Here is a 15,476-nt window from a genome sequence, read left to right as displayed (position 1 = left end):
GTAAGTGAAAATAGGATATTTCTGTAATTCAATCATTATCTCTCAAAAACACCATCGTAATTCTGAGAGATAATGATTGAATGGAGATTCGCTTTAAACTGCTAATTTCTAACAACAACCACGGATTTGAACTAACAAATAGCTGCAAAATACTCTCCAGCGAAAAATATTTTTTTATCCCTCTCTTGGAAATATCAAAAAATACCCCTTACATTTACAGTGTACTAGGTATGTAGTGCACTAAATCACATACTATGATCTCTATTCAAAATCTTTCATTCAGTTACAGGAAGAACAAACCCTTGTTTGAGGGGTTGAATCTGCAGCTTGAAGCCGGTCAGATCTATGGTTTACTTGGAAAAAATGGCGCAGGCAAATCCAGTTTGCTGAAACAGATGGCTGGATTACTTTTCCCTCAGGGAGGCGTGTGCAGGGTAATGGGATATGAGGCCCGTTACCGGCAGCCGGATTTCCTGCGGAACCTGTTCATGGTACCGGAAGAGTTTTATCTGCCTCAGGTGCACATTAAAAACTATGTAAAAACATATGCTCCCTTTTATCCGGATTTTGACAATAAAGCATTCAATAATTATCTGTCAGAATTCCAGATCCCACTGGATCAGCGGATAACGGATATGTCTTACGGGCAGAAGAAAAAAGTGCTGATTAGTTTTGCATTGGCTACCAATACAAAGGCACTGATCATGGATGAGCCTACCAACGGGCTGGATATTCCTTCTAAAAGCCAGTTCCGCAAAGTGATTGCTGCTGCAGTGAGCGACGAGAAATGTATTGTAATCTCCACACACCAGGTACGCGATCTGGATAACCTGATCAATAATATTGTGATCATCGAAGATCATAGAATTATTTTCCAGCAGGATGTAGCAGCCGTGACGGATAAACTATGTTTTAAAACGGTAAGCAATTTGGAAGATGTGGGTGATGTACTGTTTGCAAGCAGCTCTCTGCGCGGACATTCAGTAATAACAGAAAATGCGGGCATGGAACAAAGCCGCATCGATATGGAAATGTTGTTTAATGCTGTACTTGATCAACCTGAAAAGATCTCTAAAATATTCAACTAAATGCAAGCAAATAATATTCTCAGCGCCGGCCGTTTTGGTGCTTACTTAAAAAAGCACCTGGTTGATAATTACCGTTTTTACCTGATGTCAATAGTAGTGGTCACAGGATTATTATTGCTCCTGCTGATATTCGTAGGGATCACTGACACTCATTTTTCTCATTATGGTGATCTGGTGCCTTTTTACCTGATAGGATTATATGTATCGGGCCTCATATTCACCAGCATGTCATTCAATGAACTGGGTAATAAACCCCATGGAATAGATTATCTGCTGCTACCGGCCTCTCATCTGGAAAAATTCCTGACTACGCTGCTGATAACAACAATAGGTTTTCTCCTTGTTTATCACCTGGCATTTTTTCTTGCTGCAAAAGTACTGGATACTATTATCGGTATCCGTACAGGTGCTCATATGGAAAATGATCTGACCCGCCATTTTAATTCTGATGAATGGAAGTGGAGTTATATTGTATGGTTCATAGCACAGTCTGTCTTTTTCCTGGGAGCCATTTATTTCCATAAATACAGTCTTATAAAAACAGCGTTCTTCTTTATTGTATTTGTACTGGCCCTATACCTGATCCATGCAGTATTTGCACAAATATTTTTTCATAAATATATGGATGACTGGAGAACTCATATCCCTTTCGTTGGTGTAAATATAGAACTAGAACAACAGAAACATTACACGGTGATGGTATCAGGTAATATTTATCATAATCATGTGATGCTGATGCTGCCGGAAAAGGTACGCGATGTATTACTGTTTATGGTAAAATATATGGTAGCACCAATACTTTGGACAGTTGCATATTTCAGACTGAGAGATAAAGAAATATAAATTACTGTGTGGTAGGATAAAAAAACAGATCATGGAATTTAAAGAGTCACAAGCAATATATCTGCAAATTGCAGATCATATATGCGAACAGATATTACTGGATAAATGGAAGCCGGACGACCGTATTCCTTCTGTCCGCGAACTGGCAGTACAGCTGGAAGTAAATCCTAATACGGTGATGCGTACCTGTGAGTATCTTCAGCAGTATGAGATTATTTACAATAAAAGAGGTATCGGCTATTTCGTTGCTGTAAGTGCTGGTAAGAAAATAAAACAGCTGAAAAAGGAACGCTTCCTGGCAAATGAACTGCCACAATTCTTCCGTAATATTTACTTGCTGGATATAGAACTGGATGAATTGAAAACGCACTATGAGAAATATAAAAAATCAAATTTCAAATAATTAACTATGCGTACCGGCAATAAATTATTACTCTCTTTTGTAGCACTCATTGTGTTGCTGATGCTGCTCTCAGACATAGTATTATGGGCCAATTTCAAAAGAGGAAAATCGGGAGATGGAGAGCTATACGAAAAGCTGCAATCCGATCTGCATCATACAATTGCATTACAACCTGCTAGAGTATTGCAGATGAAAAGTGATGGCAACTATGACGTAGAAATAAAAAAGTCAGACAAATACGCGTTAAGTTATTCTGGGGATAGCACACTGCAATTAATGTATTCACAACACGGAGATACACTTTTTCTGGAGCCATATAAAGATAGGAGTGTTATCCTATATTGCCCGGATATCCAGACAATCCTGTTATCTAATGCAAATGTGATTATGAGTGACATGAAGCTTGCCCGGTTAAATATCATATCGGCAGATTCATGCCACACTACTCTGGAAGGAACAAGTATAGGATCATTTCATTTTACAGGAGGAACAGAGAACTATTTACGTATTAATGGAGGGGCTGCAATTGATTCTCTTCATCTGAAACTGGGTAAGTACAGTTCATTTATCTCTGATGATATACCTTATAAATATACTTCGATGAAGATAGATAGTATAAAGGTGTTTGAAATTAGAGGTAGATCCCTGGAAGCGTTAAAAGAAATCAAATAGTTTATAAAAGAAGAGGACGGGTCAAAAACAAACGACTTGAGGATCGTTTAGTAAATTACTTTTTTCTGAAGTTTGATCCGAATAAAAAGAGGCTGTATCGTAGAAATACAGCCTCTTTTTATTCGGATCACTGATGGAGGCGATGCTCTGTTTAAGCAATCTTCAAACCCTCATTTATTTTCTCTATATTTTTATAATTGTGTTGCGAGATAAGCCATTGTACCTATTCCAACTTCAATAGCACTTTCATCTACATCAAAGGTTGGTGTATGTACTCCGGAAGTAATACCACGGGCAATATTACCTGTCCCTAACCTGAAAAAGCAGGCAGGCACTATCTGGGAATAGAAAGCAAAATCTTCTGCTCCCATCCTGATCTCTGTATCTTCTACTTTATCAATCCCCAAGTAATCTTCTGCCAGTCCGCGGGCCTGGGCTGTTACAGCTTCATTATTATACAGGCAGGGATAACCCACCAGGATCTCAATATCAATTTCAGCTCCCATGGCATGTGCCAGTTCTGTTGCCTGTTTTTTGATGATCTCATGTGCCTTGAAGCGCCAGGTTTCATCCATAGCACGGAAGGTTCCCATCAGTTTTACTTCACTGGGAATTACATTGGTCGTGTAGCCGCCATTGAAAGCACAGATACTAAGTACAGAAGGAGAGAAAGGGTTGGTATTACGGCTGATTACCTGTTGCAAACTCACTACAAGATGAGAAGCAACGAGAATAGTATCTACCGTGAGGTGAGGTAAAGCGGCATGTCCGCCTTTCCCCTTGATGGTGATATAAATCTCATCAGCACTGGCCATATATTTGCCATCGCGAAAGCCTAGTTTACCTGCTTCCAGGGGAGGCTGCACATGCATTCCCAGAATGGCATCAGGGCGTGGATTATCCAATGCACCGTCTTTGATCATCAGACTGGCCCCGCCAGGATGTTTTTCTTCCCCCGGCTGAAACAGTATCTTGATAGTCCCCTCAAATTCATCTTTCAGCTCCTGTAAAATTCGGGTAGCACCGAGTACACAAGTAGTATGTACGTCATGCCCACAGGCATGCATTACACCGTTATGCTGTGATTTATAAGGAACATCATTCGCCTCCGTAATAGGAAGAGCATCCATATCCGCCCGTAAAGCAATTATTTTGGAAGATGGGTTCTTTCCTTCAATGATCGCTACTATCCCTGTACCGGCAATGCCGGCAGTATAAGTAACACCAAATTCATCCAGCTTCTGCTGTATGAACTGAGACGTTTCAAATTCCTGAAAAGAGAGCTCTGGATGAGCATGTAAGTGTTGTCTGATCCCTATAAATTCCGGTGCATATTTATGCGCCAGCTCCTTAATTCGACTCTTCATTTCCCGATTCTTTCTCTGGTGACACATTAATAATAGCAGGCACTACGAAAACACCACCAGGAAAATTGGTAGATAATTTCTCCCGGAAATCCGTTGCTTCGTCGCGGGATTTAAAGTCACCTATACGTACTTTGAAGTACGGGGGCTGATAATCAAGGTAAGTACGGTATTCGGGGTACAACTGCATTACTTTTGCTTTCATATCAGTGGCCTCATTCCTTTTGTTGGTGGAAATAATCTGTACCCTGAATCCTGGCTGATTACGGATTGCCAGTGTGTTAATGTAGATCTGTTTCCTCACCAGCAGATCGAGCCGGCTGTCTTTTACTACTTTAACACCACCTTCAGTGTTGGCTGCAAGAACATTTTCCTGTGCAGCAGCAATTCCGCCGATCAGTAATCCCGAGAATAATAATATTAATTGTTTCATTGTCATAAGGTTAAACTGATGCCTTCATTAATTCCACACTTCCACTGCATCCTAATCTTGTGGCTCCGGCATCTATCAGTTCTTTGGCAAACTCAAAGGTACGAATCCCGCCGGAAGCTTTTATCTGAATATTTGCCGGCAAATTTGCGCGCATCAATTTTACGGCTGCAACAGTTGCCCCTTTTTCAGCATAACCGGTAGACGTTTTAACAAAGTCCACCTGGTATTTAGTATACAACCCACAGCATCTGATGATCTCTTCTTCCAATAATATGCCACTTTCTATGATCACTTTGATCACTTTGCCTTTATTACGGATAATAGGCATAATGGTGGCTATTTCCTTTTCGAGATATTCCCAGTCGCCATTGCGTATAGCCAGCAGGTTGGCAACCATATCCAGTTCATCTGCTTCATCAATGATCGCTAATACGGTTTCGGCTACTTTGGCCTCAATAGCAGAATATCCGAATGGGAACCCCGTAACCGTTGCTACTTTGGTATTGGTATTGCCCACAAATGTTTTGGCCAGTTTTACAAAAGGGGGAGGGATACATACCGCTGCAAAATCATACTCCACAGCTTCCATACACAGTTGGCGGATGTTATCGAGTGTAGTCGTAGGTTTTAAAATCGTATGGTCTATATATTTATTCAGCAACATATTGTGACAGATTTCTGCTACGAAAGTAATATGTTTTCTACAAACAACCGGCTTCTGGCGGAAGCCGCTGACTAAAAAGGGATATTCTCCCGGGAGTGGGGATGGAGACTAAACCGCTTTTACATAATTCTTAACAACATCATTTTACTTTAGTTCAGTCCCTAAAAAAAATCCCGTCCTGGGTATACCGGGACGGGACTCTTATAATTTATACTGTACGGTTAAAAATCTTTACCGTGACATTGTTTGTATTTCTTACCGCTTCCACAAGGACAAGGATCGTTACGGCCTACTTTTGGACCAGTGTTACGAATCGGGTCTTGTTTCACAGGTTCTGCATTGGTAGCATATTCCTGCACATCGGCAGGTACAGCACCTTCAAATTCCTGATGGGAAGCACGCATACGGCTCATATCAGTCCTTTCTTCACGGCCTTCGCGGATCTGCACCGGCTGTTGTTGCTGACGGTTATCATCCTGAGTAGGGATACCGCATTTGCTGAGGAAAGAAACGATTTCACGGCTTGTGTCGCCATCCATTTGTTTGAAGAGGTTGAACGCTTCGAATTTATAGATCAGTAATGGATCTTTCTGCTCGTATACGGCACCCTGTACAGATTGTTTCAGGTCGTCCATAGCACGCAGATGTTCTTTCCATGACTCATCTATGAGGGTAAGGGTAATACTGCGTTCCAATGCATTGATGGTTTCAAAGCCTTTGCTGCTTACCACTTTCTCCAGGTTGGCCAGTACGTTCATGCCTTTTTTACCATCTGTAAAAGGAATAGAGATATTCTCTATCTGATGGCCCTGTTCTTTATGGATCTGCTGGATTACAGGCAGGGTGTTATCTGCCAGTTCCTGCGTTTTACGCTGGTAATTATCTTTCGCCTGATGGTATAGACGGGATGCCAGCGCATTAATATCTCCTTTTACCAGTTCTTCCGGAGTAATATCAGTATCAACAGCGAAATTGATGATCACATCCAGTTTGAATGCTTCATGATCTGCCGTTTCCCTGTGACTGGTTACCAGGCTTAATGCCACATCATAAAAAGCGTTGTCTATATCTATGGCCAAACGTTCGCCAAACAAGGCGTGGTTACGTTTAGCATAAATTACAGTACGCTGTTTGTTCATCACATCATCATATTCAAGGAGACGCTTACGGATGCCGAAGTTGTTTTCTTCCACTTTCTTTTGCGCCCTTTCAATAGAACGGGTGATCATGCTGTGCTGGATCACTTCGCCTTCTTTATAGCCCATACGGTCCATCAGTCCGGCAATACGGTCGGAACCGAACATCCTCATCAGGTCATCTTCCAGGGACACAAAGAACTGTGACGTTCCCGGATCTCCCTGACGACCGGCACGACCACGCAACTGGCGGTCAACACGACGGCTTTCATGGCGTTCTGTACCAATGATGGCCAAACCACCAGCTTCTTTGACACCAGCTCCCAGCTTGATATCCGTACCACGACCAGCCATGTTGGTAGCGATCGTGATGGCACCAGCCAGACCAGCTTCTGCCACTATCTGGGCTTCACGGGCGTGCTGTTTAGCGTTCAATACGTTGTGCTGTACTTTTTCGAAGGTGAGCATTTTGCTCAGCAGTTCAGATACTTCCACAGAGGTAGTACCTACCAGTACGGGCCTTCCGGCTGCCTGTAACTGCTTCACTTCTTCAATAACAGCTTTATATTTATCGCGTTTGGTCTTGTATACAAGATCTTCAGAGTCTTTACGGGTAATAGGCAGGTTGGTTGGGATGGTTACCACGTCCAGCTTGTATATTTCCCAGAACTCACCAGCTTCTGTAGTTGCTGTACCGGTCATACCGGCCAGTTTGTGATACATACGGAAGTAGTTCTGAAGAGTAACGGTAGCGAAGGTCTGTGTAGCAGCTTCCACTTTTACGTTTTCCTTTGCTTCTATCGCCTGATGTAAACCGTCGGAATAACGGCGGCCATCCAGGATACGACCAGTCTGTTCATCTACTATCTTCACTTTACCATCCATCACCACGTATTCCACGTCGATATCGAACAGTGTATATGCTTTCAGTAATTGTTGTACGGAGTGGATCCTGTCAGATTTCAGTGCAAAGTCCTGCAGCAGGGTATCTTTACGATGCAGTTTTTCGTCTGCAGTCAGTTCCAGTTTCTCGATCTCAGCGATCTCAGAACCTACATCCGGCATGATGAAGAAGTGTGGATCTTCTCCGGACTGGGTGATCAGGGAGATACCCTTATCGGTCAGGTCTACACTGTTATTTTTTTCATCGATGCTGAAGTACAGTTCTTCATCTACTTTCGGCATTTCGCGTTGCTGATCTGCCAGGTAGTAGTTTTCTGCTTTTTGCAGCAGCACTTTGATACCTGGTTCACTAAGGTATTTAATGAGTGCGCTGTTCTTTGGTAAACCACGCCATGCACGCATCAGGGCCAGACCACCTGTTTTAGGATCATCTTTACCCTCAGCTATCAGTTTCTTTGCTTCCAGCAGGTATTGTGTAGTTGCTTTTTTCTGTGCATCCATCAGGCGCTGAACGCGGGGCTTCAGTGCATGGAACTCCTGTTCATCACCACGTGGGATAGGGCCGGAGATGATCAGCGGAGTACGCGCATCATCGATCAGTACACTATCCACCTCATCCACCATAGCATAGTGGTGTTTGCGCTGTACCATTTCATCCGGAGTATGCACCATGTTATCACGCAGGTAGTCGAAACCGAATTCGTTATTGGTTCCATAAGTGATGCCTGCCAGATAAGCGTTGCGGCGTTCCGGTGTATTGGGCTGATGTTTATCTATACAATCAACAGTAATATCCAGGAATTCGAAGATCGGACCGTTCCATTCGGAGTCACGACGAGCGAGGTAATCATTCACGGTTACGATATGTACCCCTTGCCCTGCCAGAGCATTCAGGTAAGCAGGGAGGGTAGACACCAGTGTTTTACCTTCACCCGTAGCCATTTCGGATATTTTACCCTGATGGAGTACCATACCACCGATCAACTGTACATCATAATGAATCATGTTCCAGGTAACAGGGCTTCCGGCTGCCGTCCAGGTATTTTTCCACGTCACATTGTCACCTTGAATAGTGACATAATCCTTCTTCACTGCCAATTGGCGGTCCAGTTCAGTAGCTTTCGCTGTGATCGTGGTATTCTGTGTAAAGCGGCGGGCGGTTTCTTTTACCACGGCAAAAGCCTCTGGTAACAGTTGCTCCAATACTTCTTCCAGTTGTTTGTCACGGTCTTTCTTCAGCTTATCTATTTCCTGGTAAACAGTATCTTTTTCAGTAACGTCCTCCGCTGTTTCAGCTGTGGATTGCCGTTCTGCAATAACACTGTCTATCTTTTCCAGATGGGCATTTATACGTTGACGGAATTCCTGTGTTTTGTTACGCAATTGGTCTACAGGCAGGGATTGCAGTTTTTCAAACGCGTCATTGATCTGCTTTACAACGGGCAGGATCAATTTGATATCCTTCTCCGATTTATGCCCGCCAAAAAGTTTTGTTAAAAAACCTAACATGTCTAATTTATTACTAATGATTGTTAAAATAGTTGTTCTCTCAGTTGTCGGTCTCCCACACTATCCAAATATTATGCTTGGAACACTCCGATGACAAGGTGTCATATTATCTCCGGTTCTTGTGAGGCCTGTAAAATTAGGAATAATTTGCACATAGTTGAGCGCATAATGATCTCAGTTAGGATATTCTCAAAAATGACCAGGTATTGTATCAAATAAGGAGCGACAATTCTTTCTAAATAAAAATCCCCCCTTAACATAGTGATGAAACCACTAGCCAAGGAAGGATTATGAGAAAAGTAAAATTTAAATGTAAAAGTCTTACCGCGGAACGCTGATCTAACAAAGTAGCGTGATAAGTACTATGTAAATGTAGGTGCTTTTTTTATGAAAAATCAAGTTCAGGAGAAATATTTTTGTTCCATGATCGCTAATAATCAATTAGTTAACATGAGAAAATCAATTTGATATTTCGATTGTCAGCGCTAAGATTTGGCAACAAAATGTAAGAGATTAAACAACTTTACTTCTAGCCTATTCTTTGTAAGGTTTTTGATCAAAAACCTTACAAAGAATAGGCTAGACACTCTGAAATCTGTTATTACTCTCACTTTATACCCCCTGAAACCTGCTATGGTACTGTATAAATCCTCTTTTCTTATAAGCTGCTACCTACCTTCCTATAACCTTCTTATAAGGTTCCTATAAGCTAAGCTTATATAAACCTAGGTAGAACCTTATAGGAACAGGCCTAGCAGCTTATAAGCATATAGGATTTCAAGATAAATCAATGTCCTGGCCTTATGAGATAAGACAAGAGAAATCGTTAATCCGAAATCCGGTTTATAATGTCCAATGACAAAGTGAACTAGCTATAAACCAACAAGTTTATAGCACTGAAGAAGTTATTTCTCATTTACAAACCCATCCCTCAGAGAAGTTCCTCTCATTTTTACACCCTGGGGCATATGATCTGCGCAGGGGAGAGGAGTATCCCAACATAATTCTGTATTAAGCGGGACATAGAGATGAAAAGGAGTCTCATGGACGGCAACAGCCTGTTGCGTGTAAGGTGTAGGTGTTAGCCACAGCTGATGTGGTGTATCTTTTACCATTCCTTCTGTAAGGAATGTTTGATGTAGTCTTTTCTGTAAAACAACAGTCCCTGCCTGGAACAACAATGTTGCAAGCAATGACAGCGCTAATACATAACGGGTATTTTGTAACAGCGGAAAGCCGAGAAGGAAGGTTATTACTAATAACGGTACCAGATAGCTATATGCAAAACGGGGATCTGGTGCCTGGCTTAGCCAGAAGCAGCAGCCCAGCATCAGGAATGCATATAAGGGCAGGAAATTTTCAGGAAGAGATTTGCGGCGCAGATAAACGATCAGCGGAGATATAATCGTAACAAGCAACAGGAGCTTGTCATACACCCGGAGGTGCTGTCCAAACCATGTCACAAATCGTTGCGACCAGCTATCAGTCATAAATTTCGCAATATCCGCAGCGCGGTAAAAGGCAAATGCGGTAATATCCTGACGGGTAGCATGAACTACGGAAAGAGGTACTCTCCAGCCGGTGTGAAACAGATCAGGTAATTCCATCGGGAACAGCGGATAACCTGATAATATAATATTACGTATCAGCCAGGGGACTAACATCACCACTCCAATGCTAAGAATGCTTAACACCCTGGTGTAATAGTGCTTGCGTAACGATTGTAGTAAAAAAAGCGCTGTAAGCAGTAATACCGGTACCGCAGAAACTTTTACTGTGACAAGGAATAAAGGTGCCAATAAAAGAAACACAGCACCAGGACCAGCCAGCAGATCGGTTGATTTATTTTCCAGCCACACCACAACTATCAAACAGCCAAGGTAAAACACCGGGAGGTCTGCCGCAGGGGCAATGATATTATATACACATACCTGCGGCATATTGATCAGGATCAGCAGTCCTGCTTTAAGGGCACGGATAAACGTAGTGTCCTGTTTACGTGGTAGTAAATATAGCACTACCATCAGATAGAGTACTCCATTCAGATGATTGCCGGCGGCTCCGGGAATCCATGAGAAGTTAAAAACGGCCGCCAATACATGCCAGTGCGAATTAAAGCCGAACCGCACATGCAGGTTGGCCAGTCCGGGAACAGTAGGATAGTACTGCATCCATTTGATGAACTGAGCGTAGTACAGGCCTTCATCATATGTAAAAGAAGGTTGTGCCGATAAGTATAATACATACAGCACAGCCGCAGCAAAGAATGCCTTGAGGCCACCAGAAGCAGCACGGGCAGCTTGTATATAAGCACGGATCTGCTGGATGATTGCTTGTCTGTAAAAGAAGAAATTCAGAAGTGCTCCCACCAGAATCAATGCATGGGCACCTGCACTTAACGGAATGAAGATGGATAGAATAGCTGCGAAAATGCATATCCAGAATAGTCCTGTTAGCACTGTTAGCGGGAAAGAGGGCTGTTCCTGTTCATTTTTCAGGATTCTGCTCAGAAACTTTTGCGGGAAGTATCCATACAGAAAAGACAGTATAATAATATACAGGAACTTGAGTAACAGGAACAGCATGGTAAGTTATTTTTCGATGACGATCGGGCTTTTCTGTCTGGCGAAAAGGTTGTATTTCAGGATACAGTAAATAGCCCGGAACCCATCCTTATAATTAATTTTCTTGCCTTCTTCATAGGTACGGCCATAATAAGCAATACCTACTTCGTAGATCCTTATTTTAGGAATACGGCTGATTTTGGCCGTTACTTCCGGCTCAAATCCAAAACGGTTCTCTTTCAGCTCTACCTGTTTGATGATTTGACTGCGGAACAACTTGTAGCAGGTTTCCATATCCGTCAGGTTCAGGTTCGTGAGCGCATTGGACAGGAAGGTCAGGAACTTATTGCCAATGGTATGCCAGAAGAAAAGAATCCGGTGAGGACCATCGCCCATAAACCGGCTACCAAACACAACATCGGCTACGCCCTGCAATATAGGCTTCAGCAAACGGTTATATTCTTCCGGATTGTATTCAAGATCAGCATCCTGGATAATCAGGTAATGACCACTGGCCTTCTGAATACCGGTACGGATGGCTGCACCTTTACCCTGATTCACTTCATGACGGATATACTGCAGCTTTACATGCGGATATTTTGCACTAAAACGAGCCACTTCTTCACCAGTAGTATCAGTAGAATGATCATCTACCACAACCAGCTCTTTTTGTACATCTTCAATAAGTTGTACAGCGTCTACCCTTTCAAGGATATCATAAATAAACCTTGACTCATTAAATGCGGGAATGATCACGGAAAGCAGATGTTCTGACATAATGACAATTTTCTAATGGTATACCACCGATAAACGTGTGCAAAGAAGCAAAAAAGTTATGTAGAAAAAAAATTATTCATCATCTATATAAAGAGGTAGATATAAAAAAGTTACAATATTAACGACTGTTTAACACCTATATTTGTTACAACACTCTACCTTTACAGTATTAGGGTTTTCATAGGATAGTAAACAAGAGCCGGGTAGTCTTATCCGGCTCTTTATTTTTTATAACATATTGGCCTTTATCCTATTATTCTTTCAATTTCCTGATAATTATATTCCATTTACTATTTAATAGCGTGTACAAAATATACTAAAAAGTGTTGATTATACACTTAAGTATCAACGTGCTGTGTCCGCTAGCCTCTTTACCTGTTATTATCGGGAAAGCCATACCAAAGACATGGCAATACCATAACGGTCGTCATTTCAAAAGAATACCAGGCATGGGCAGCTGTTGATCATATAAATACGCCTTATCTGCCGTGATTAACTGGTGAAGCATAATTGTCAAACTAATCTCTAACCTTATTCTAAAGCCCAATAGCGCACAAAACAGGCAGATTCAGCGTATTTGATGATCAACAGCACTCAGCATTCAACATAAGGGGAATCGGGAGCAACGGCGCCAGGTTTTTGTAAAATTGATTTGTAGTCCAAAATCCCTGCTGCATTGATTTTGACCGATAACCGACTATATGAAGGGTATGAAATTTCCTATTATATTGATCGTTGCCTTTACTTTTTTATATATTAGATTCCGGAATTAAGCTAAAATTAGAGTAGCCCAGTCCGCGTGAAAAACAAAAATAATCCTCTCCGGCATGCCCGGGAATTTTAAACAGGCAACTCAATCGTCTAAAGAATAAACGTTTTGCTAATGAACCGTAAGTTAAGAATGGGAATGATCGGAGGCGGAAAAGATGCCTTCATCGGTGCAATTCATCGTATTGCAGCTAACATGGATGGACTTGTAGAACTCAAAGCAGGTGCCCTGAGTGTACACCCGGAAGTGGCTATAGAGTCAGGGAAAATGTTATTCCTGGACCCCAGCCGTACTTATACGGACTATAAGACCATGTTGGAAAAAGAAGCAGCTTTACCCGCAGCTGAAAAACTGGACTTTATTACCATTGTAACACCCAATTTCGCACACTTTGAACCCGCTATGATGGCCTTAGATAAAGGCTTTAACGTAGTAGTGGAAAAGCCGATCACTTTTACCCTCGATGAGGCAAAACAGCTGAAGGCGAAAGTAGAAGAAACTGGACTTACACTATTACTTACACATACATATACCGGCTACCCACTGGTAAAACAGGCCCGCCAGATGGTAAAAGAAGGTGTGTTTGGAAAGATCCGCAAGGTCTATGTAGAATATCCGCAGGGCTGGCTGAGCAAGCCTACTGAAAAGGATAATGCGGGTGCTGCCTGGAGAACAGATCCTAAACGCTCTGGTAAGAGTGGTTGTATGGGAGATATCGGAACTCATGCTGCTAATCTCGCAGAATATATCAGTGGCGCAAAAATTGAACAGTTGTGTGCCGATCTGAACATTGTAGTACCAGGCCGTGGTCTGGATGATGATGGAGCTGTACTATTGCGTTTCGACAATGGTGCTTCCGGAGTGCTGATTGCATCACAGGTAGCTGCCGGTGAAGAAAATGCCCTGAAAATAAGGATGTATGGCGAAAATGGCGGTCTTGAATGGTCACAGATGGAGCCGAATACCCTGTTGGTAAAATGGTCTGATAAGCCAACACAGGTATACCGTGCGGGTAACAACTATGGTGGTTATCAGAGCAGCTATGCTACTCATAACTCCCGTACTCCGGGAGGTCATCCGGAAGGATACCTGGAAGCATTTGGTAACCTGTACCGCAATTTTGCACTTACATTACAAGCTAAAATAAACGGTACCACTCCTTCAGCTGAAGCACTGGATTTCCCAAGTGTAGCAGAAGGTGTGCGCGGTATGGCATTTATTGATAACGTTGTGAGATCCGGACAAAGTGAGCAGAAATGGACAAAATTTGAAATATAATGAAAACGATAAAAGGACCTGGTATATTCCTGGCGCAGTTCCTTGGTGACAAAGCGCCTTTCAACACACTGGAAAACATCTGTAAATGGGCGGCAAGCCTTGGCTTTAAAGGCGTGCAGATCCCTACCAACGATCCTAAAATCCTGGATCTGCAAAAGGCTGCGGAAAGCAAAACCTATGCAGATGAAATCAAAGGAATCGTGAATGCTGCCGGACTGGAAATCACTGAATTGTCTACGCACCTGCAGGGACAACTGGTGGCAGTACATCCCGCTTATAATGATATGTTTGACGGATTTGCACCGGCAGATAAAAGAGGGAATCCTGCTGCAAGAACAGAATGGGCAATAAACCAGTTGAAATATGCAGCAAAGGCCAGCAGAAACCTGGGATTAAATGCACATGCTACCTTTAGCGGATCACTGATGTGGCATACTGTATATCCGTGGCCACAACGCCCTGCGGGCCTGGTGGAAGACGGATTCAAAGAACTGGCAAAACGCTGGCTGCCTATCCTGAATGAGTTTGATGCAAATGGGGTAGATGTATGTTATGAAATTCACCCGGGAGAAGACCTGCATGATGGAGCTACTTACGAACGCTTCCTGGAAGCGTCCGGTAACCATTCCCGTGCATGCCTGCTCTACGATCCAAGCCATTTTGTGCTGCAATGCCTTGATTATCTGCAATACATAGATATCTATCATGAGAAAATAAAGATGTTCCATGTAAAGGATGCAGAATTTAATCCCACCGGCCGTTCCGGTGTATACGGAGGCTATCAGGGATGGATTGACCGTCCGGGCAGATTCCGCTCCCTGGGCGACGGACAGGTGGATTTTAAATCTATCTTCAGTAAACTAACCCAGTATGATTTTGCCGGTTGGGCAGTGATGGAATGGGAGTGCTGTATTAAGCATCCAGAAGATGGTGCCAGGGAAGGTGCACCATTCATCAAAGATCATATTATCCGTGTTACCGAAAAAGCGTTCGACGACTTTGCCGGTAGTGGAGGGGATGAAGCATTGAATAAGAAAATATTAGGATTGTAATGTATGAATATTATGATTGAA

General features: G+C 42.6%; 12 protein-coding genes. 6 read left to right on the top strand and 6 right to left on the bottom strand.

Translation table 11 applies throughout. From position 1 onward, the window contains the following. Positions 1–254: 254 nt before the first annotated feature. Genes BM176_RS04850 through BM176_RS04835 form a run of 4 tightly spaced genes read left to right on the top strand, consistent with a single transcriptional unit; the run spans position 255 to position 3,006 of the window. The gene (locus BM176_RS04850) at positions 255–1,088 is read left to right on the top strand and encodes an ABC transporter ATP-binding protein (protein ID WP_090100111.1); all 834 of its coding nucleotides are present in this window, start codon (positions 255–257) and stop codon (positions 1,086–1,088) included. Then, entirely contained in the window at positions 1,089–1,931 is an 843-nt protein-coding gene (locus BM176_RS04845; protein WP_090100109.1) for a hypothetical protein, read from the top strand. A gap of 31 nt (positions 1,932–1,962) precedes the next feature. Further along, positions 1,963–2,334, top strand: coding sequence for a GntR family transcriptional regulator (locus BM176_RS04840; RefSeq protein WP_090100107.1), 372 nt, complete (start codon positions 1,963–1,965; stop codon positions 2,332–2,334). Between the two features lie 6 nt (positions 2,335–2,340). Then, positions 2,341–3,006 carry a hypothetical protein gene (locus BM176_RS04835; RefSeq protein ID WP_090100105.1) on the top strand — a complete coding sequence of 222 codons (666 nt, stop codon included), beginning with the start codon at positions 2,341–2,343 and terminating at the stop codon, positions 3,004–3,006. A 191-nt stretch (positions 3,007–3,197) separates the two neighbouring features. Here the strand turns inward: BM176_RS04835 and BM176_RS04830 are convergent, their stop codons facing one another. The 6 genes from BM176_RS04830 to BM176_RS04805 all read right to left on the bottom strand — a co-directional run bounded on the left by BM176_RS04830 (position 3,198) and on the right by BM176_RS04805 (position 12,356). Continuing rightward, positions 3,198–4,373: a M20 metallopeptidase family protein gene (locus BM176_RS04830; RefSeq protein ID WP_090100094.1), complete on the bottom strand. Its 1,176-nt coding sequence runs from the start codon at positions 4,371–4,373 to the stop codon at positions 3,198–3,200. Then, entirely contained in the window at positions 4,357–4,803 is a 447-nt protein-coding gene (locus tag BM176_RS04825) for an SPOR domain-containing protein (RefSeq protein WP_177230298.1), read from the bottom strand. The genes BM176_RS04830 and BM176_RS04825 overlap by 17 nt, the downstream gene beginning before the upstream one ends. Positions 4,804–4,813: 10 nt before the next feature. Further along, positions 4,814–5,467: a deoxyribose-phosphate aldolase gene (gene deoC, locus BM176_RS04820; RefSeq protein ID WP_090100090.1), complete on the bottom strand. Its 654-nt coding sequence runs from the start codon at positions 5,465–5,467 to the stop codon at positions 4,814–4,816. Positions 5,468–5,688: 221 nt separating this feature from the next. Continuing rightward, entirely contained in the window at positions 5,689–9,015 is a 3,327-nt protein-coding gene (gene secA, locus BM176_RS04815; protein ID WP_090100088.1) for a preprotein translocase subunit SecA, read from the bottom strand. Between the two features lie 905 nt (positions 9,016–9,920). Beyond that, positions 9,921–11,600, bottom strand: coding sequence for an LIC_10190 family membrane protein (locus BM176_RS04810; protein WP_090100086.1), 1,680 nt, complete (start codon positions 11,598–11,600; stop codon positions 9,921–9,923). A gap of 6 nt (positions 11,601–11,606) precedes the next feature. After that, a complete protein-coding gene (locus tag BM176_RS04805; RefSeq protein ID WP_090100084.1) occupies positions 11,607–12,356 on the bottom strand; it encodes a glycosyltransferase family 2 protein in 750 nt (249 codons plus the stop codon). Between the two features lie 883 nt (positions 12,357–13,239). Between BM176_RS04805 and BM176_RS04800 the strand changes: the two genes are divergently transcribed. Both BM176_RS04800 and BM176_RS04795 read left to right on the top strand, forming a co-directional pair. Continuing rightward, positions 13,240–14,403: a Gfo/Idh/MocA family protein gene (locus tag BM176_RS04800; protein WP_090100082.1), complete on the top strand. Its 1,164-nt coding sequence runs from the start codon at positions 13,240–13,242 to the stop codon at positions 14,401–14,403. After that, on the top strand, positions 14,403–15,455 hold the full coding sequence (locus BM176_RS04795; RefSeq protein ID WP_090100080.1) for a sugar phosphate isomerase/epimerase family protein: 1,053 nt from the start codon (positions 14,403–14,405) through the stop codon (positions 15,453–15,455). Before BM176_RS04800 ends, BM176_RS04795 begins: the two co-directional genes overlap by 1 nt. Positions 15,456–15,476: the final 21 nt, after the last annotated feature.

The sequence above is a fragment of the Chitinophaga sp. CF118 genome, assembly GCF_900112615.1.
Taxonomy (GTDB): domain Bacteria; phylum Bacteroidota; class Bacteroidia; order Chitinophagales; family Chitinophagaceae; genus Chitinophaga.
The sequence above is the reverse complement of the archived record's forward strand: the minus strand, read 5'-3'. Positions and strand labels throughout refer to the sequence as shown.

Coding starts and splice junctions, on each gene's coding strand:
- BM176_RS04850 (WP_090100111.1), top strand. CDS start 255: ATGATCTCTATTCAAAATCTTTCATTCAGTTACAGGAAGAACAAACCC.
- BM176_RS04845 (WP_090100109.1), top strand. CDS start 1,089: ATGCAAGCAAATAATATTCTCAGCGCCGGCCGTTTTGGTGCTTACTTA.
- BM176_RS04840 (WP_090100107.1), top strand. CDS start 1,963: ATGGAATTTAAAGAGTCACAAGCAATATATCTGCAAATTGCAGATCAT.
- BM176_RS04835 (WP_090100105.1), top strand. CDS start 2,341: ATGCGTACCGGCAATAAATTATTACTCTCTTTTGTAGCACTCATTGTG.
- BM176_RS04830 (WP_090100094.1), bottom strand. CDS start 4,373: ATGAAGAGTCGAATTAAGGAGCTGGCGCATAAATATGCACCGGAATTT.
- BM176_RS04825 (WP_177230298.1), bottom strand. CDS start 4,803: ATGAAACAATTAATATTATTATTCTCGGGATTACTGATCGGCGGAATT.
- deoC (WP_090100090.1), bottom strand. CDS start 5,467: ATGTTGCTGAATAAATATATAGACCATACGATTTTAAAACCTACGACT.
- secA (WP_090100088.1), bottom strand. CDS start 9,015: ATGTTAGGTTTTTTAACAAAACTTTTTGGCGGGCATAAATCGGAGAAG.
- BM176_RS04810 (WP_090100086.1), bottom strand. CDS start 11,600: ATGCTGTTCCTGTTACTCAAGTTCCTGTATATTATTATACTGTCTTTT.
- BM176_RS04805 (WP_090100084.1), bottom strand. CDS start 12,356: ATGTCAGAACATCTGCTTTCCGTGATCATTCCCGCATTTAATGAGTCA.
- BM176_RS04800 (WP_090100082.1), top strand. CDS start 13,240: ATGAACCGTAAGTTAAGAATGGGAATGATCGGAGGCGGAAAAGATGCC.
- BM176_RS04795 (WP_090100080.1), top strand. CDS start 14,403: ATGAAAACGATAAAAGGACCTGGTATATTCCTGGCGCAGTTCCTTGGT.